This is a genomic window from Acidobacteriota bacterium, assembly GCA_016716905.1.
GTDB lineage: Bacteria > Acidobacteriota > Vicinamibacteria > Vicinamibacterales > SCN-69-37 > SYFT01.
On sequence record JADJUS010000001.1, the window covers coordinates 12,796 to 30,670 of the forward strand.

10 protein-coding genes and 2 pseudogenes are annotated in these 17,875 nt (G+C 64.8%); 8 read left to right on the forward strand and 4 right to left on the reverse strand.

The genetic code is table 11. The features are described 5' to 3' along the window. Window positions 1–63: 63 nt before the first annotated feature. Complete coding sequence (locus tag IPL75_00060) at window positions 64–1,998, reverse strand: CocE/NonD family hydrolase (GenBank protein ID MBK9238666.1); 1,935 nt, start codon at window positions 1,996–1,998, stop codon at window positions 64–66. 41 nt (window positions 1,999–2,039) lie between these two features. Further along, window positions 2,040–3,182, reverse strand: coding sequence for an alpha-hydroxy-acid oxidizing protein (locus IPL75_00065; GenBank protein MBK9238667.1), 1,143 nt, complete (start codon window positions 3,180–3,182; stop codon window positions 2,040–2,042). A gap of 42 nt (window positions 3,183–3,224) precedes the next feature. On the opposite strand from IPL75_00065, the gene IPL75_00070 reads away from it, so the two are divergent. Together IPL75_00070 and IPL75_00075 are read left to right on the forward strand one after the other, a co-directional pair. Further along, on the forward strand, window positions 3,225–5,342 hold the full coding sequence (locus tag IPL75_00070; protein MBK9238668.1) for an alpha-galactosidase: 2,118 nt from the start codon (window positions 3,225–3,227) through the stop codon (window positions 5,340–5,342). Between the two features lie 272 nt (window positions 5,343–5,614). Then, window positions 5,615–6,556 carry a TIM barrel protein gene (locus IPL75_00075; protein ID MBK9238669.1) on the forward strand — a complete coding sequence of 314 codons (942 nt, stop codon included), beginning with the start codon at window positions 5,615–5,617 and terminating at the stop codon, window positions 6,554–6,556. 24 nt (window positions 6,557–6,580) lie between these two features. Here the strand turns inward: IPL75_00075 and IPL75_00080 are convergent, their stop codons facing one another. Further along, window positions 6,581–7,372: a transporter substrate-binding domain-containing protein gene (locus IPL75_00080; GenBank protein MBK9238670.1), complete on the reverse strand. Its 792-nt coding sequence runs from the start codon at window positions 7,370–7,372 to the stop codon at window positions 6,581–6,583. A gap of 65 nt (window positions 7,373–7,437) precedes the next feature. Here IPL75_00080 and IPL75_00085 point away from each other — a divergent pair, with 65 nt between their 5' ends. Further along, on the forward strand, window positions 7,438–10,350 hold the full coding sequence (locus IPL75_00085) for a hypothetical protein (protein MBK9238671.1): 2,913 nt from the start codon (window positions 7,438–7,440) through the stop codon (window positions 10,348–10,350). Here the strand turns inward: IPL75_00085 and IPL75_00090 are convergent. Next, on the reverse strand, window positions 10,326–10,997 hold the full coding sequence (locus IPL75_00090; protein MBK9238672.1) for an SUMF1/EgtB/PvdO family nonheme iron enzyme: 672 nt from the start codon (window positions 10,995–10,997) through the stop codon (window positions 10,326–10,328). The genes IPL75_00085 and IPL75_00090 overlap by 25 nt on opposite strands. Window positions 10,998–11,026: 29 nt before the next feature. On the opposite strand from IPL75_00090, the gene IPL75_00095 reads away from it, so the two are divergent. The 5 genes and pseudogenes from IPL75_00095 (at window position 11,027) to IPL75_00115 (ending at window position 17,861) form a co-directional block, all read left to right on the forward strand. After that, window positions 11,027–12,481, forward strand: a complete 1,455-nt coding sequence (locus tag IPL75_00095) for an aminopeptidase P family protein (protein ID MBK9238673.1) — start codon at window positions 11,027–11,029, stop codon at window positions 12,479–12,481. Further along, window positions 12,417–13,562: a 16S rRNA (cytosine(1402)-N(4))-methyltransferase RsmH gene (gene rsmH, locus IPL75_00100; GenBank protein MBK9238674.1), complete on the forward strand. Its 1,146-nt coding sequence runs from the start codon at window positions 12,417–12,419 to the stop codon at window positions 13,560–13,562. Before IPL75_00095 ends, rsmH begins: the two co-directional genes overlap by 65 nt. A gap of 1,464 nt (window positions 13,563–15,026) precedes the next feature. Next, window positions 15,027–15,830: a succinate dehydrogenase gene (locus IPL75_00105; GenBank protein MBK9238675.1), complete on the forward strand. Its 804-nt coding sequence runs from the start codon at window positions 15,027–15,029 to the stop codon at window positions 15,828–15,830. Beyond that, a pseudogene (locus IPL75_00110) lies at window positions 15,830–17,642 on the forward strand (fumarate reductase/succinate dehydrogenase flavoprotein subunit). Before IPL75_00105 ends, IPL75_00110 begins: the two are co-directional and overlap by 1 nt. Beyond that, window positions 17,642–17,861 (forward strand): annotated as a pseudogene (locus tag IPL75_00115) (hypothetical protein). The pseudogenes IPL75_00110 and IPL75_00115 overlap by 1 nt, the downstream one beginning before the upstream one ends. Window positions 17,862–17,875 lie beyond the last annotated feature (14 nt).

The following is a 17,875-nucleotide window of genomic DNA, read 5'->3' on the forward strand; positions in this document are numbered from 1 at the left end:
GTTAAGAATCAGGATGCGCGAAGCGCCACCGAGAACCCTGGACTCTGGACTCTGGACGCAGGACTACTTGAGCACGCCCACCCTCACCCCCGAAGCCTGTGCCGCGGTCCGGTAAACGCGGTGCGTGGCTTTCTGGAAGTCGGTGGGCTTGGCCTTGTAGATATCCACAAACGTCTGCGGATTCCGGTCGATCACCGGGAACCAGGTGCTTTGCACCTGCACCATGATGCGGTGGCCTTTGAGGAATCTGTGGAAGCGGTCGCGCAGGTCGAATTCGTACTTCACGGGTTGGTTGGGGACCAGCGCCTCGGGTGTGGAGAAGGAGTTCCGGTAGCGGCCGCGGAAGACTTCGCCGGCCAGCAGCATCTGGAAGTCGCCCATCCTGATACCGCGCGGGTTGGGTGTGTTGTCAGGCGCGGTGCCCGGATACACGTCAATCAATTTCACCACCCAGTCGGCGTCGGTCCCTGTTGTGGACGCGATGATGGACGCAAAGATCGGTCCGGCGATGACCACGTCCTCGGTGAGTGGCTCGGTGCGATAGACCAGCACGTCTGGCCGCGTGGCCGCGAAGCGCTGGTCCTCAACCATCCACAAGTGGCCCTGTGTGGTGCGCGCTTCGGTGCTCCACGGCACGGGTTTCGATGGGTCCGAGACGTATTCGTCGAAGCCTCCACCTGAGGCCGCCGTCGCGGCTGTCGGCGGCGAGAACGACAGCCCGCCATCGGCTTGGAAATACAGCGTGCGCGACTCGGTTGTGGTGGGTGGCCACGCGTCAAAGGTGCGCCAGGTGTTGCCGCCCGTTTCAAACATGGTGGCCTCGGCTGTTGGCGCCGCGCCTTTGTCTTTCAGGTGATGCGTGAAAAACGGAAACTCGACCTCGCGGCGATAGTAGTCGCCGGTCTGCGAGCCAAACCGGATGTCGCCCAGCGCATCGCCAGGCATCGAGGCCCATCCGCCGTGCAGCCACGGTCCGATGACAATGCGGTTCTTGTTGGCGGGTGTCGCGCGCTCCACCTGACGGTACGTTTCAAGAGGGCCGTAGAAATCTTCTGCGTCGAACCATCCGGCCACGTTCAGCACCGCGTGTTTCACGTTGGTCGCGTACTTGAGCGGATTCTGCCGCTCCCAGTACGCGTCGTAGTTCGGGTGGTCCATGTACTCGTTCCACGTCGGCACGCTGTAGTTAAAGAACTTCTCGTTGATGTTGGCCACCGGGCCCGCATCGAGGAAGAAGCGGTACCCATCGGGTGTGCCGTAGTCAAAGCCGCCGCCGCGCGTTTCGGTAGCGCCGGCGCGAGGGCGTGCGTTGCCGGCGAGCCAACTGAACGTGTACATCAGCCTGAACGCGCCGTTGTGATGGAAGTCGTCCCCAAGGAACATGTCGATGGCCGGCGCCTGGGGAGACGACGCCTTGAGGGCCGGGTGCGCGTCGATCATGCCCCACACCGTCTGTGAGCCGGGATACGAGATGCCCCACTGGCCCACGCGGCCATTGTTGTTGGGCACGTTCTTTACGAGCCAGTCGATCGTGTCGTACGTGTCGGTGCTTTCGTCCGTGGCGCGAGGCCCCTTCGGCGTCGGCACCAGCGGCCGCATCACCACAAAGTCGCCTTCAGACCGGAACTTCCCGCGGACGTCCTGATACACAAAGATGAACTTCTCGGTCACGAAGTCTGCCGACGGCCCAAGCGTGGCCCGATACGCGTCGGCGCCATACGGCGGCGACCCATACGGCGTCCGGTGCAGCATGAACGGATACGGCGCCGACGTGTCCTTCGGCGTGTAGACGATGGTGAACAACTTCACACCGTCGCGCATGGGAATCATCTGTTCGGACTTGGTGTACGCCGCCCTGATGTCGGCGCCAGCCTGCGCGCCGAGTTTACGGTCGGCGCCTCCCAGCGCGCCCAGGACGATGAGGGCGGCGAACAGGAAGAACAGTCCGTGGGTCCGTGGGGCCGCAGGTCCGTGGGTTCTTGGTGGCGCTACGCGCATTATTGTTCTCCTGACAAAAAGTCCCGCGCCAACGGCGCGGCTCAACGGACTTGTACGAAGCTTTCGTCGAGCGCGGCGGTGGATGCGATGCCGAGCAGTTTCAGTGTCCGCACGATATCGGTGCGGAGGACATCGATCGCCCGAGCGACGCCAGGCCCGCCTGCGGCGCCGAGTCCGTACGCGTAGGCGCGACCGATGAGCACCGCGCGTGCGCCCAGGCACAGCGCCTTCACCACGTCGCCGCCGCGCCGGATGCCGCCGTCGAGGAGCACCTCCACGCGTCCATCCACCGCCGCCACCACTTCGGGCAGCACCTGAATCGTGGCCGCCACGCCGTCCAACTGCCGTCCGCCATGGTTCGAGACCACCACGGCTGACGCGCCGCCATCAATCGCACGCCTCGCGTCATCGGCGGTGTGCACGCCTTTCACCACAATCGGCCCGCCCCATGCGTCGCGAATCCAGCGCAGGTCGTCCCAGCACGTCATTGATTGTTCAAGCGCCGCACCCACATCCGCGTAGGGCATCGGGCCTTCCGGCAAGACGATGTTGGGGAAGTTCATCAGACCGCCGTCGCGAAGGTACGCCGAGAGCCAGCGTGGCTTGATGAGGAACTGGCCGAGGTGAGGAAGCATCGCGAACGGCTTGCCGGAAAGAAGCGGCTTCATCCCGTTGCGCAGGTCGCGTTCGCGCATGCCAGCCACCGGCGTATCGATCGTGACGACGAGCGCCGCGCAACCGGTTGCCTTTGCGCGTTCGATGCCACCCATCGCCACGTCGCGTCCGCCCACCAGGTAGAGCTGAAACCAGACGGGTCCGCGGGTGGCGCTCTTGACGTCCTGAACGTGGCAACCCGAAAGCGTGGAGAGAATGTAGGCGGTGCCGTTGTCGCCGGCGGCACGGGCAGCCACCTCCTCGCCGCGTGGATAAAACATGCGGCTGCTGCCGACCGGCGCCAGCAGAAACGGCAGGTCGAGTTTTGTGCCCAGGACCGTGGTCGAGAGGTCGCAGCGGGAAGTGGCGACGGCTGAATGGGGCCGGAAGGTGACGTCTTCAAATGCGCGGCTGTTCTCGCGCAGGGTGATCTCCGCGTCAGCGCCGCCGTCGATGTAATCAAACACCACGCGGGGCAGCCGCTTCTTCGCGGCCAGGCGCAGGTCGGCGATATTAACGGCCGTGGACATGTGCGCGGATTCTACCGCACGGCCATAGAATGGCGCCGGAGTATGACGATGCGTACAGCGGCGTGGATGATCTGTCTGAGCAGCCTCGCGGTGGCGACGGCCGCCCGCCAACCCCAGCCCCTCGGTGAACCTCCGAATGTGTCGGCCAGCCTGGCAGACCAGGCGGACCGTGTATCGCTGACTTATGAGGGCCATCGAATTGTGGACGGGACCATCGGCGGTGCTGCCGGCGTGACCGCGGAACGGCGCGCCGTGACGAATGAGTCGAACGGCGCCGTGACGCAGGTGATCAAGTGGACCGCAGTCGGCCGCGGCCCGCTCACGTTTGACCTCACCGTGTCCGCCAGCACCGATGCTCTGGCCGTGGAAGTGGACCGGCCCGCTGGAACGGCTCCCGTTGTGCGCACCAGCATCGGCCCCAGCCACAACCTCCGTAACCGCGCGGTCTACGACCGCACTCGCGATTGGGTGGTGTCAATCGACGCGGGCGCGCAACTGGCCGTGACTCCCGGGGCCGCCAGGGCGTCAGGCACGACGTTTCAACTGCGCGGATCCGGATCGGAAGTGGTGCTGCGTTTCCGCCCACGTTTCTATCAGAAGCATCGCGGCCTGAAGCACTTCCAGCCGTGGACCTATCAGTCGTGGAAGCCCTCGGTCGCCGGATGGACGTCCTGGTATGCGTTCCGCGATCGCGTGACCCAGCAGGACATCACCGAGACTGCCGCGGTGGTCGCCGAGACGCTGGCGCCCTTCGGCTACGAATACATCCAGATAGACGATGGGTTTCAGCAGAACCCAATTGGGGTGCCGAGCCACTGGCTCACGCCCAACGAGAAGTTTCCTCAGGGACTTGATGGACTTCGGAACTCGATCACGCAACGCGGTCTCAAGGCGGGCTTGTGGACGAACGTGTCATTCGCCGATCGCGACTACGCGATGGCGCATCCCGGGTACTTCGTGCAGGACGCGGAAGGGGGCCCGGCACGCGGCAACTGGGTGGGATACGTCATGGACGGATCAAATCCATTGACGTTGACCGACCTGGTGGCGCCGGTGTATCGATCGCTCAAAGCATCGGGCTGGAAGTACTTCAAGGTGGATGCCCTGCGGCACCTGAAGTACGAGGGTTACAACAGCGCCGCGGACTATTTTGCCGGCAAACAACTGGACCGCGAGGCCGTCTATCGCCAGTTCGCCGCGTCAATCACCTCCGAGCTTGGTCCCGATGTGTTCAAGTTGATGTGCTGGGGCGTGCGTCCCGAATTGATCGGATTGTTCGATGGATGCCGGCTCGGCAACGACGGCTTCGGGTACGGAGGCTTCTCCGAATACAACTCCTTCAACAACATCGTCTGGCGCAACGACCCGGACCACATCGAACTGAAGCAGCCTGACGCCTATCGAGCCACCACGATTACCTCGCTGACGGGATCGATCCTGATGCTCACGGATCCGCCCGGGTTGTATCGGACCGATCGCGTGGAAGCCGCTCGTCGCGCGTCACCGGTGTTGTTCGCCCTTCCCGGGCAGATCTATGACGTGGAGCCATCGAGATCTGATGCGATCGACCGGGCGGCTGTTGAGATGTCGGGTAGCGGCCCGCGCACATTTGATGCGACGCAGGAACTGTCGACCCACTATCTCTACGCGGTTGATGTGAGTCGGCTGTACGAGCAGTGGATGGTGTTGGCGCGCACAGGCGGCGAATCGGCGGTGCGCATGGCGGACCTCGGCCTTGCCGCCGATCGCGACTATCTCGCATTCGAGTTCTGGACGAAAGCGTTCTTGGGCACGTTCAAAGGGAGCCTGACGCCTGGGCCCGTTAACCCGACGTTTGGTGTCCAGGCCATCTGCCTCCGCGAGAAGGCCGATCATCCGCAGTTGCTGGCCACCAACCGGCATGTGGCGTGCGGCGCCGTCGATGTGACCGACGTGAAATGGTCCAGCGGCGCGCTCGAGGGATCGAGCGATGTGGTTCCGAACGAGACGTACGAAATCTACCTGACCGAACCGGCGGGGTATGCACTCGCCGATGCGCGGCTCGTTGGCGCTCAACTCATCGACAGCCAGAAGAGCGGTGATGTCCGGACGCTGCGTCTGCGTTCGCCGGGCGGCCGCTTGCAGTGGCGGCTGGAGTACCGGCGGGTCCCAGGAGTTTGACCGCATCAGCCATGCGGCAGAAAATGGCGCGCATGGACAGACGAGACTTCCTCAAGACGGGGGGGGGGGGGGGGGGGGGGGGGGGGGGGGGGGGGGGGGGGGGGGGGGGGGGGGGGGGGGGGGGGGGGGGGGGGGGGGGGGGGGGGGGGGGGGGGGGGGGGGGGGGGGGGGGGGGGGGGGGGGGGGGGGGGGGGGGGGGGGGGGAGGGGGGGGGCGGGGGAGGGGCGGCGCCCCCGGCAACCCCTCCGTCTGCCGCCCAGGCCATCCCGGCCGTGCCGGAGAATCGCGATCGCACGACAACCGCCGAGATGAAGCAACGGTACGGCGAGATCACGATGCTCGAATTCCCGCAGTTCGTGAAGGACCGGTTTCCTGGTGTGCGGAAGATGGATATCTTCTCGGGCCTGTTCGGCGATGTGACGGACGACAGTATGTTCATCACGGCCGCACAAGGCGGGGGTGGCGGCGCCGGCTTCGATCCCATGAGCGCATCGGGCCGCAAGTGGCTGGACCAGATGGCCAACACGCTCGTGAAGACGGGTACGAAGGTGCAGCACATTTCGAATAACGCGCCGTTTGCACTCGCCGACTTCGGGTCGCCTGAAGCCGACGCGCGTCGCAAGGCCGGCGTGGCGATGGCCAAGCGCTGGCTCGAGGGCTGCGCCGTGCTTGGCGTGGTCTCGATGCGGATGAACTCACCGCAGGCGCTGGGCCCGTCCATTCGCCCGAATGCCATCCCCCGGAGTGCCGACGGGTATCCGCGCAACCTCGATCTTGTGCCGTTGCTGGACGCAGCGATCGAGTCCTACAGGGAGATGGCCGACTTCGGGGGTGACCGCGGCATCAAGGTCACGTTTGAAAATCACTGGGGCCTTGCGGCCGACCCGATGAATCTGCGGATCATGGTCGACACGATCAACCATCCCTACTGCGACGTCACGCCGGACTTCTGCAACTGGGAGCACGAGTACATGCTCTTCAACGGCCTTAAGGCTCTGGTGCCGTACTCCACCTCCAACGTGCACGCGAAGTATTGGGACCGGTGGGGCGACAAAAACGACGTGCAGCGCGGCGTGCGCATCATGCTGGCGGGCGGCTTCAAGGGTACGTTTGCGCTGGAGTACGAAGCCGGCCCACTCAACGGCGTCGAGGGCGCAACGTATCTCTACAAGGAAGTGCTCGCCGCGCTCACGACGCCCACGCCGGTACGCTGAAGCCGACCGTGACGCGGCTCGGGCTCAGCGGTTTGAGTACTGCGCGATCAGCGCGTTCACTGTGCCGTCGGCCTTGTACTTCGCGATGGCCTTGTTGATCTGATCGAGATAGATCACAAACGGCGATTTCTTCGAGATCGTGATGTAAAACGGTTCTTCGGCGACGAACTTCGGCAGACTCTCGAACTTCGAAGTTTCGCCGGTCTTCTTCAGCTGGTCATTCCCCGCATACAGGGAGTAGATGAAGTAGTCGGCCTGACCGGTCGCGACGAGGTTGAACGCCTGCGCGGCCGTGGTGGCGCGGATCAATTGCAGGCTGGCCGCGGCGAAGTCGTCGAATTGCTGCCCGTAACTGTCGCCAATCATCGCCACGCCCTTTTTGCCGACCAGCACATTCCACGTGTCAAACGGGAACGGCTTGCCCTTGGCGACAAACAACGCCACGGGGTCGGTGGTGTAGGGATCGGAATAGAGCATGTAGGTGAGGCGGTCGGTCGTCTTGTAGGCCGCGACGAGCACATCCACTTCCCCGGACCTGGCCTTGGCCTGCACTTCATCCCAGGTGCCCGAATAGGGAAACGTCGTCCTGAGATCGAGGTCGGCGAAGATCCTGCCGGCCAGCGCCGCACCGGCGCCATCAATCACCGCACCGCTGCGAAACATGATGGGCGGCCATTCCGGGTGCCCGGAGATCTTGACGGATTCAAGCGCCGCAGGCTGCACCGGCGTGGACGAGCTGCTGCAGGCGGTGACGGTCAGGACGAGGGCGGCGATCGACGCGATCGTCGCGATGGGAGTGACAAGTCTGCGTTTCATGCCCATTTAACTTACCTTGTGTCAGGGTCTCCGTCCCAGGCGCTTCGCGGTATTGTTCACGCAGCATGAGACTCACAATCCCTACCGCCATCGCCCTCGGAGCCGTGATGTGGGCCCAGGCACCGGCATCGGTGCCAGTCACGCCGCACATCACCCGCGGTGCATTCTCGTTCGCGTATGACGAGCGGGGCATCTCGCAACTGAAGCATCCCGCCGATCCGTTCGGTGCCATGGTCACGACGCCGGCGCCCGTCGGTCGGGGCGGCGGCCGGGGCGCGGCGGTGCAGCCGGCGGCCCCCCAGCGGGCGGCCACCCTCGGGTTGATGATCGCGTATCAGGTGGGCGGCAAGCCCGATTGGACCAGCGTGGCCACGCGGGGCGCGATGACCGCCACCCCGGAAACCGGCACGGTCCGCTATTCGACCTCGGGGGCCGGGCCGCTCGCGATCACCGAGACCTACAGCACAGATGGCCGGGCGCTCGACTGGAACATCGACCTGGCGGCGGTCGGCTCGGCCGTACGCGTGGGCGACTTCGGTATCAGCCTGCCCGTGCAGGGCCCCACGGGCGAGAACCCTGCGCAGATCTTCGAACGCGGATTCCTGAAACAGCAGTTTGTGTCCGGCGCAGGTTCCTTCTTCTTCTATGTTCGCGCTTCGGGGGCACCACCTTTCCTGCTGGTCACCGCCAAGCCTGGAACGAAGCTCGAGTACTTCTCCGCCGCCGGCCGCGCGGGCGGAACGATGTTCGTGCACTCGGCGAAGTCGGGCAGCGAAGAGACGCGAGGCACGTGGCGGCAGGCGCACACCGCGTTGAGCTTGAAGGCCGGCGCGAAAGCCAGCTACGGGTTCCGCCTCCAGTGGGCTTCCAGCTACGACGAACTCCGCGACCTGCTGTATGCCAACGGCCTGTTCGACTTACGCGTGGTGCCCGGCATGACCGTGCCGTCGGACTTGTCCGCGAAGTTCTCCCTCCGCACGAAGGCGCAGATCGAGTCTGTCACGGCGGAGTTCCCGGGCCAGACCACGATTACGCCGTTGGGTTCGCCGGCGTCGCCCGGCGGCAGCCGCGCAGACACCCACCTCTACGAGGTCACCTTCCGCAAACTCGGCGAGAACATGCTGACCATCACGCACGATGGCGGACGTAAGACGTATCTCGAGTTCTTCGCTGCGGAGCCGATGGAGACGCTGATCAAGAAGCGGGCATCGTTCCTGGTCAATCGCCAGCAGGTGAAGGATCCCACCAAGTGGTGGAACGGTGTCTACGGCCCCTACGACATGAAGGCGAAAGTCGTGCGCACCATCGACGATCCCGACATCTTTGTCGACCGCATGGTCTACGCCCTGACGGCTGATGATCCCGGCCTGGCGAAAGCGCCCTACATCGCCGCCAAAAACGTCACCTTTCCGGACAGGGCCGAGATCGAATCGCTGGAGTACTACATCAAGCACTTTGTCTGGGGCGGCCTCCAGCGCAAGGATGATGAACGGCCGTATCCGTACGGCATCTACGGCACGCCGCACTGGTTCATCAATCGCGATCCCGAGCGGCGCAAGGCCTACGCAGACTCACTGGCCAATGGCGCCACGGCCAAGGCCGACCTCTCCAAGGAGCACGTCTGGCGCAACTACGACTATCCGCATGTGGTGATGCTGTATTTCCACATGTACCAGATCGCGAAGATGTATCCGGAGATGTCGACCTATCTCGACGCGGCCGGCTACCTCACGCGCGCATGGGAAACCGCTCGCGCGTTCTACACCTATCCGTACGAGATCTATCCCTCTTACTACGACACCTATAAATGGGGGCTCTATAACGAGTTGGTCGTACTCGACGTGATCGACGCGCTGAAGGCCGAGGGGCATCCGGAGCAGGCGAACTGGCTGACAGGGGAGTGGGAAAAGAAGACCAAGTATTTCGTGTATGACGATGCATATCCGTTCCGGAGCGAGTATGCGTTCGATCGAACGGCGTTCGAGTCTACGTATGCGCTGGCGAAGTACGGCGCCACGCACGATATGCCGCCCGACCGGAACCTGTGGTTCGACCTCAAGCTGAAGACGTGGTGGTCCCACCCGTCAGTGAAGCGCGAGGACGCGCGGGCGTTTATGGATCGCCAGCTGGCGTCGGGCCTCGTGGTGCGCGGCTGGCTCAATCCCGCGTATTACACGCTCGGCGCCGATCCAGGCGTGAGCTACATGGCCGCGATGGGCGGGTGGGGTGTGCTCGACTATGCGGTCAACTTCGCGCCCAGTCCCTACGACTGGCTGCAGCTGGGGTACGCGTCGTATCTCAGTTCGTGGAGCCTGGTGAATAGCGGCACGGCCGAGTCCGGCTACGGCGCGTGGTTCCCCGGCAAGGAGAACGACGGTGCCGCGGGCTGGCAGTTCATGAGCGCCAAGGCCGGCAGCGCGTGGATGGGATCGAGTGTGCCCGGCGGCGTCACCGTGCCGCGCGGGCCGTGGCACTACGACGGCGAAATTGATCTTGGCTTTGGCGGCGCGCTCCGCATGGCCGCCACCGTCGTGACCAACGACCCGACATTCGGCTGGACCGCGTACGGCGGCGTGGGGAAAGACGACGGGACGCGGCTGTTGATCAACCCTCGCGACGGCGTCCGCCGCCGGCTCGCGGTGGTGACGCAGGACCGTGCGCTGCCGTTTGCCGACAGCCTGTCAAGGTTGAAGGTGGAGCTGGAGCGCGATGGATTTGCCGCGGCCGGAGACATCGCGGTGGACAAGTCGCTGGAGGCCATCACGTTCACGATCGAGAACCGCACGGGCAGCGCGCACCGGACGGGCATTCGTCTGTCGTTCCCGCTCAACGCGACTTATGTGTTGACCGCGGGAGGCGATCCCGTGGCGTTGGTCCCCACAGGAAACCCGGACTATCCGTGGCGGGCGGAGGTGGCGGTGAGCGGGGCGGCGAGCGTCGTCGAATTACGCCGTCAACGCACGACCCTGAAACCGTAGTCCGTATACCGGAACGAGGGATCGATCCGGCTGCGCTGCGCGCAGCGGCTCACGGTGATGGCGTGTCGCCACGCCCCGCCCCGCGACACACGCCGCCGCCCTGTCTCAGGACCGCGCGGATCGTGCGTGGGCGATGTGGCGTAGTAGTCGGCCCCATACCAATCGGCGCACCACTCGTGAATGTTCGCGCCAATCCCGAAGAGGCCGAAGCCGTTGGGCTCCCCGAGCGTGACCGGCCACGGACCCGCACGCGCACCCCGGCCGCCGTTAGGCACCCACGCGGGAATCTCATCACCCCACGGATACTGCACGCCAGCCAATCCGCCCCGCGCCGCCCATTCCCACTCTGCTTCGGTCGGCAGGCGCACGGGCTCGCCGGCATTCGACCGCCACCGGCAATAGGCCTGAGCATCCAGCCAACTCACGCCAGTCACAGGCAGGTCAGTCACCGTGATCTCGCCCAGCCACTCGCGTGGCGCATCGTGACCGGTTGCGCCAAGAAACCTCGCGTACTCCGCCTGCGTGACCGGATACACCGCGCACTCAAACGCCTCCACGCTCACCTCGTGCACCGGCCGCTCATCGTCTTGCCCGGTGTCGCTGCCCATGAGAAATCGACCGGCGGGTATCGGCACAAACATCGTCACTGTGCCATCATGCGCCGGGGAGGGCGGCGATGAGGTGGCAAAAAATCGTGGGCGGTCTTATGGTGATGGCGATCGGCGCCGGGGTGGCCGTGCCGGTGGGCCACGCGCAGGCCGGCCGTGCGTTCACCACTAACTTCACGCTGGCCGAGTTTGCAGCGCGCCGCGCCCGAGTCTACGACGCGATAGGTCCGCAGGGCCTCGCCCTGATTCAGGGACTCCCCAGCGTGCATTCGTCGGCCATCTTCCGGCAATCCAACGAGTTCTACTACCTGTCCGGCGTCGTGACGCCGCAGGCCATTCTGCTGATGGACGGCACCACCAGGCGCAGCATCTTGTATCTGCCGAAGCAGAACGTGAGCCGGGCCGCGGTCGAAGGCGATCTGCTGTCGTCGGATGACCCGGCGGCCACCGCCCGGATTACAGGCGTGGACGAGGTGCGGTCACCTGAAGAGCTTGAAGCGGATTTGAGCGCGCGTGCCGGGGCGACAACGATGTATGTGCCGTTTGCGCCCACTGAAGGCGCGAGTGAGAGCCCCGATGGCGCGCGGCGCCGCACCGCAGATGCCGCAGCGGATCCGTGGGACCGGCGAATCAGCCGCGAAGCCCACCTGCGTGCGTTATTGGCCGCCCGAGCCCCGCGCCTTGAGATCAAAGATCTCTCACCCATCCTCAACACGATGCGCGAGATCAAAAGCCCGGCCGAGATCGCGCTCATCACGCGCGCAACCAAGATCGGTGGCGAAGCCATTATCGAGAGCATGCGCAGCACCGTGCCCGGCCTGGCCGAGTACGAAATTGACGCACTCGCGCAGTTCATCTTTGTGCGCCACGGCGCCCAGGGCGAGGCCTACCGTGCCATCGTGGCCAGCGGCCCGGCGGCGATGAACGCGCACCATCGGGCCGGAGAGAAGATCATGACGGCCGGTGAGCTGGTGCTGATGGACTACTGTCCCGACCTCGGCTATTACCGCTGCGACGTCACGCGCCAGTGGCCGGTCAACGGCAGGTTCAGCCCGGATCAGCGTGACCTGTATGGCTTCTATCTCGGCATCTACGAAGCCGTCCTCGGCGCCATCAAGCCGGGATTGAGATCGCAGCAGGTGCTGCAGGCGGCGTTGCCCAAGATGGACGCCATCCTGAGAGCCGCGAAGTTTTCGAAGGATATCTACACAGACGCCGCCACGCGGTTTGTCGAGCGGTATCGCACGTCTGCCGAGCGCGGTGGAGGCCTGGGTCACGCGGTGGGCATGGCCACGCATGATTTCGGAGGCGGCACCGGTCTCATGCGGCCGGGCATGGTGTTTACGATCGAGCCGGCGCTCACCATCCCCGAAGAGCAGATCTACATCCGTCTTGAAGACATGATTGTCATCACTGAGAGGGGCGCGACGGTTCTTTCGGATTTTGTACCGCGCAGCATTGCGGCGGTGGAGAGAGCGATGGCCGGGCCAGGCCTTCTGCAACAGTACCGCCGGATTCGCTGACGTCCATGACAGACCCGACGGGGCCCCCGGCGCGCACCAGGCGGCCGCGGTATTCCGGAAAAATCCACGGCGGTTTCAGGACAAATGCAAAGAGCTGAATCCCGATCGTTACGGCCCAGAGATCGACAAGGTGCTGGCCTCCGGCAAGACGCCGGCCGGCATGCATCGACCGATCATGGTGGACGAGGTGCTGGCCTGCCTTCGCCCTGTGGCCGGTGACGTGGCCGTGGACTGCACACTGGGCGGCGGAGGGCATACGCGCGCGTTGCTCGGTCGCGTGTTGCCGGGTGGCCGCGTGATTGGCCTTGACGTCGATCCAATCGAGCTGCCGCGCACCGAGGGTCGCCTGCGGAGCGAAGGGTTCGGTCCCGAGTCGTTTGTCGCGCACCAGGGAAACTTCGCCGGTGTGCACAAGGCTCTGGCCGCAGAGGGACATGCGGCCGCGAACATCATCTTTGCGGACCTCGGCGTCTCCTCAATGCAGCTCGACAACCCCGGTCGTGGCTTCAGTCACAAGGAGTCGGGTCCCCTCGACATGCGCATGAATCCTTCTCGTGGCGTGACGGCCGCGCAGCTGATCGAGCGACTGTCCGAAGACGCGCTCGCGACATTGCTTGAGGAGAACGCTGACGAACCGCACGCCGCCCTCATCGCCGGCATATTGAAGGGACCGACCCCTGGACCCCTGGACTCCGGGACCCCGACGATGCTCACGACCAACGCGGTCAATGACCTGGTGCGTCAGGCACTCTTGTCCGCGTTCCCTCGTCTCACACCGGCTGACGCGACGCTCTCGGTCCGCCGAACCTTTCAGGCGTTGCGCATCGCGGTGAACGACGAATTCGCCGCACTCGACGCGCTGTTGCGGTCATTGCCGCAGTGTCTGGCGCCGGGTGGCCGTGTGGCGATCCTGACGTTTCATTCGGGTGAAGACCGTCGCGTGAAGAAGGCGTTCCAGGCGGGCCTGCGCGACGGCGTGTATGCGACGGTGGCTGATGAAGTCATTCGCGCGACGCCGGAGGAGCGCCGCGCCAACCCGCGCGCCTCGTCGGCGAAATTGCGCTGGGCGGTTCGGAGCTGAGAGAGTTCGACCGGGGGCCGGCCGGGGGCCGGCCCCGGGGGGGGCCTGCCGGGGGGGGGGGCTTTTCTCACCCAGAGTCCGCTGAGGTTGATCGTCGCCGCGGTCGGGGTGATCGCCACGCGGCAGCGGTTTCTGCCCTCGCGTTTGGCCTGATACAACGCGTGATCGGCCCGGCCAATCAACCCTGTGGCGCCGTTTTCTGTCGGCCCGGCTTCCGCGATGCCCACACTTGCCGTCACGGCCAGCGACTTTCCGTCGACGACGAAGGGGAGCGCGGCGATTTTGCGCCTGAGGGATTCAGCGGCCTGCTGTGCCCCGGCCACCGACGTGTCGATGAGGATGATCAGGAATTCATCGCCGCCGTAACGGCATTTCACATCGGTCCGTCTGAGCACCTGGGTCAGTAGCGTGCCCACCTCCCGGAGCAGTTCGTCCCCGCGCAGATGCCCCAGCCCGTCGTTGATGAGCTTGAACTCGTCGATGTCCACCATCAGGATCGACAGCGGCTGTTTGGACCGGCGCGCCCGTTCCATTTCACGGTCCAGCGTTTCGAGGCCGTGATCGCGGCTGACGCAGCTCGTGAGGCTGTCACGCAGGCTGTATTCGCGCGTCTCCAGGAAGAGCTGCACATTTCTGACGGCAATGGCGATGAGCGCAACGGCCAGGCCGAGTGCCTTGCGCTGCTCAACGGTCAACCCGGCGCCCTTGTGGACGCCGAGGACGCCAACGACGACGCCCGTGACCAGGGGGTAACAGAGATCGTCGCCATCGACGATGCCCAGGAGGCGGGCGTCCTGCAGGGTTTCGGTGGCAGTGGCCCGTTCGGCGAGCGCTTCGAAATCTTCGAGGGGCCTTCGGTTGGGCGTGGGCATGTCCCGCAGGAGCGCCTCCCACCGTTCGGGTTGCCGGGACAGCAACCAGAACTCGCGTTCCCCCGTGAAGGTGGGGAGGTAGCGCCACAAGGCCTGCTGCAGCGTGGCGGGATCCAGGGCGTTTGCGACGGCCTGGCTGAAGGTTACCAACCGCTCGAGCTCTTCCGAGCGCATCCGGGCCTGAGCCGCCTCGGCGGCGGCCACGAGCATCTCGGCCTTGGCTTGATGCCGCTTGCGAGCTTCGTGAAAAAGGAATACGCCCACGAAGATGGTGAGCGCAGGCAGGAGGTCGATTTGATACCGGTCCTGCACGTCGCGGGAGACTTCCCAGACACGTTGGAGCGGCCGCTGAAAGATCACCACAGTGCCGGCGATGAGGCCGACCACAAGCGACGCGTCGTTCCGGGTAATCAGGCGCATGGAGCCGATATCAGGAACAGTATAGCCGTCTGCCGCAGGCTGGCGGTATCAGCGAACACGCAGGGCACGTCGCACGGGCAAAGAGATGGTGTCCACGCTGGTGTCGCCATCCGAACCTAGGATATCGTTAGCCCGCTCAATCAACATTGGCGCGTTCGGGAGGCAAGAAGGAATGCAGGCAATTCCGGTGTCCGGGGTCAGGCGCGGGTTCGGTCAGACGGCGAGGCGCGATCGCTGGTGGACCACTCCAGCACTCATCTTTGTCGGGTTCTCGCTGTTCATCGTGTATGCCACGTGGGCCGCATTCCAGAACGCGCACTACACGTGGGGCCCCTACCTCTCGCCGTTTTATTCGCCTGAAATTTTTGGCGCCTCGTCGCATGCCTGGTTCGGGCCCAAACCCGACTGGTGGCCCGGGTTGCTGCCGTTTTCGCCGGCGCTGATCATCCTGCCGTTTCCCGGCCTGTTCCGGTTCACGTGTTATTACTACCGCGGCGCCTATTACAAATCCTTCTGGGCCGACCCGCCCGCGTGCGCAGTGGGCGAGCCGCGCAAAGGGTACCGCGGCGAACATAGCTTTCCGCTGATCCTCCAGAACGTCCACCGCTACTTCATGTGGGTGGCCATCGTGTTCATCGCGTTGCTCGCGTGGGATGTGTGGCTGGCGATGTGGTTCACAGACCCCGCGACCGGGCAGGTGCACTTCGGCATGGGCGTGGGCACGCTCATCCTCGCCGTCAACGTTGTGTTGCTGGCCTGCTACACCTGGGGCTGTCACGTCTTGCGTCATGTCGTAGGCGGCCGGCTCAACGAAGTGTCCAAGTCCCCGGTCTGCGACTTTGCGTACGAGTGCGTCAGCAGCCTCAACGGACGGCATCAGCTCTTCGCCTGGTGCAGCCTGTTTTCGGTGATGTCCTCGGACCTGTATGTGCGCCTGTGCTCGATGGGCGTCATCACCGATCTGAGGATCTTCTGATGTCGGCGCTTAATACGTTTCCCTACGATGTGCTCATGATCGGCGCCGGGGGCGCGGGTCTTCGCGCTGCCATTGAAGCGGCCGGCCGGGGCGTCTCGGTGGGCCTCATCTGCAAGTCGCTGCTCGGCAAGGCCCACACCGTGATGGCTGAAGGCGGCATGGCCGCGGCCATGGGCAACGTGGACGACCGCGACAACTGGAAAGTGCATTTCGCCGACACCATGCGCGGCGGCCAGAACGTCAACAACTGGCGCATGGCGGAGCTGCACGCCAAGGAAGCGCCCGATCGGGTGCGCGAACTCGAAGCGTGGGGCGCAGTGTTCGACCGCACGCCCGACGGCAAGATCCCGCAACGCAATTTCGGCGGCCATCGCTACCCCAGGCTGGCTCACGTGGGCGACCGAACTGGTCTTGAGTTGATTCGCACTCTGCAAGACCACACCGTCTATCTGGGCGTGACCGTCCACATGGAGCACACCGTCATCGACCTTCTGATGGACGAGGGCCGCGTCGCGGGCGCGCTGGCGTACGACCGAGAGCGGGGCCGGTTCCATGTGTTCTCGGCCAAGGCCGTCATCCTGGCCACCGGTGGCGTTGGCCGGGCCTATCGCGTCACAAGCAACAGCTGGGAAGGCACGGGCGACGGCCACGGGCTGGCGGCCGCGCGGGCGCGGAACTCATCGACATGGAGTTTGTGCAGTTCCATCCCACCGGCATGGTGTGGCCACCCAGCGTGAAGGGCATCCTCGTCACCGAGGGCGTGCGTGGTGAAGGCGGCGTGTTGAAGAACAGCGAAGGCAATCGCTTCATGTTTGGCGACATTCCCTGACAACAAACCCCAGACGGCTGCTGACGCGGAAGAAGGCTGGCGGAGTACACCCAGGGCGACAAGACTGCTCGCCGGCCGCCGAACTGCTCACGCGCGACCACGTGGCGCGCTGCATCTATGCGCGAGGTCAAGGCGGGCCGCGGTTCTCCTCACGGCGGCGTGTATCTGGATATCGCGTGGATCAAAGAGAAGATCGCGAACGCGCCAGAGCACATCAAGCGCAAGCTGCCGAGCATGTATCACCAGTTCAAGGAACTGGCTGACCTCGACATCACGAAGGAACCGATGGAAGTGGGACCCACCACGCACTACATCATGGGTGGCATCCGCGTGAACGCCGACAGCAGGAGTCCACCGTGCCGGGCCTGTTCGCGGCCGGCGAGTGCGCGGCCGGTATCAACAGGGCCAACCGCTTGGCGGCAACTCGCTGTCGGACCTGATCGTGTTTCGGCAAACGCGCAGGTGGATGCGCCGCCGCGCAGGCCAAGACGCAGCGCGCGCCCGGATCAACGACGCGCCATCGAAGTCGCGATGAAGAAGTCCGCTCGAGCCATTTGATCGCGGCCCGCCTCCGGCACCCCTACACGGTGCAATCGGATTTGCAGGACACCATGCAGGACCTGGTCGGCATCGTCCGCCTCGAGAATGAAATGCAGGAAGCCCTGGCACGCCTGGCGGCGTTGAACGAGCGGGCCGCCTCCGCGGGTGTTGATGGTCATCGCGAGTACCACTCGGGTTGGCATACCTGCCTGGATCTACGCAATCTTCTGGCGGTATCAGAAGCCATCACGCGGTCGGCGATTGAGCGCAAGGAAAGTCGTGGCGGGCACTTCCGCGACGACTATCCCGACAAGGACCCGGCGTTCAGCCTGTTCAACGTGGCCGTCGCGCTCGACGCCACCGGGGCGATGCGCGTCTCGAGAATTCCCATTCCGGAAATGCCGGCAGAACTCAAGCAGGTCATTGAGGATCAAAAACAATAATGGCGCAGGCGACCTTTCGAATCTGGCGTGGCGGCTCCGACGGACCGGGGCGTTCGTGGACTACACCACCGAGATGTCCGAGGGCATGGTGGTGCTCGACGCCGTGCACCGGTGCAGGCAGACCAGGCTCCGGACACGGCCTGCCGCTGGAACTGCAAGGCCGGCAAGTGCGGCTCGTGTTCCGCCGAGATCAACGGCAACCCGAAGCCATGTGCATGACGCGGCTCAACACG

Excerpts from the sequence above, each read along its gene's own strand:
- IPL75_00095 (MBK9238673.1), top strand. The coding sequence starts at position 11,027 with ATGAGGTGGCAAAAAATCGTGGGCGGTCTTATGGTGATGGCGATCGGC.
- IPL75_00080 (MBK9238670.1), bottom strand. The coding sequence starts at position 7,372 with ATGAAACGCAGACTTGTCACTCCCATCGCGACGATCGCGTCGATCGCC.
- IPL75_00065 (MBK9238667.1), bottom strand. The coding sequence starts at position 3,182 with ATGTCCACGGCCGTTAATATCGCCGACCTGCGCCTGGCCGCGAAGAAG.
- IPL75_00070 (MBK9238668.1), top strand. The coding sequence starts at position 3,225 with ATGACGATGCGTACAGCGGCGTGGATGATCTGTCTGAGCAGCCTCGCG.
- IPL75_00105 (MBK9238675.1), top strand. The coding sequence starts at position 15,027 with ATGCAGGCAATTCCGGTGTCCGGGGTCAGGCGCGGGTTCGGTCAGACG.
- IPL75_00085 (MBK9238671.1), top strand. The coding sequence starts at position 7,438 with ATGAGACTCACAATCCCTACCGCCATCGCCCTCGGAGCCGTGATGTGG.
- IPL75_00060 (MBK9238666.1), bottom strand. The coding sequence starts at position 1,998 with ATGCGCGTAGCGCCACCAAGAACCCACGGACCTGCGGCCCCACGGACC.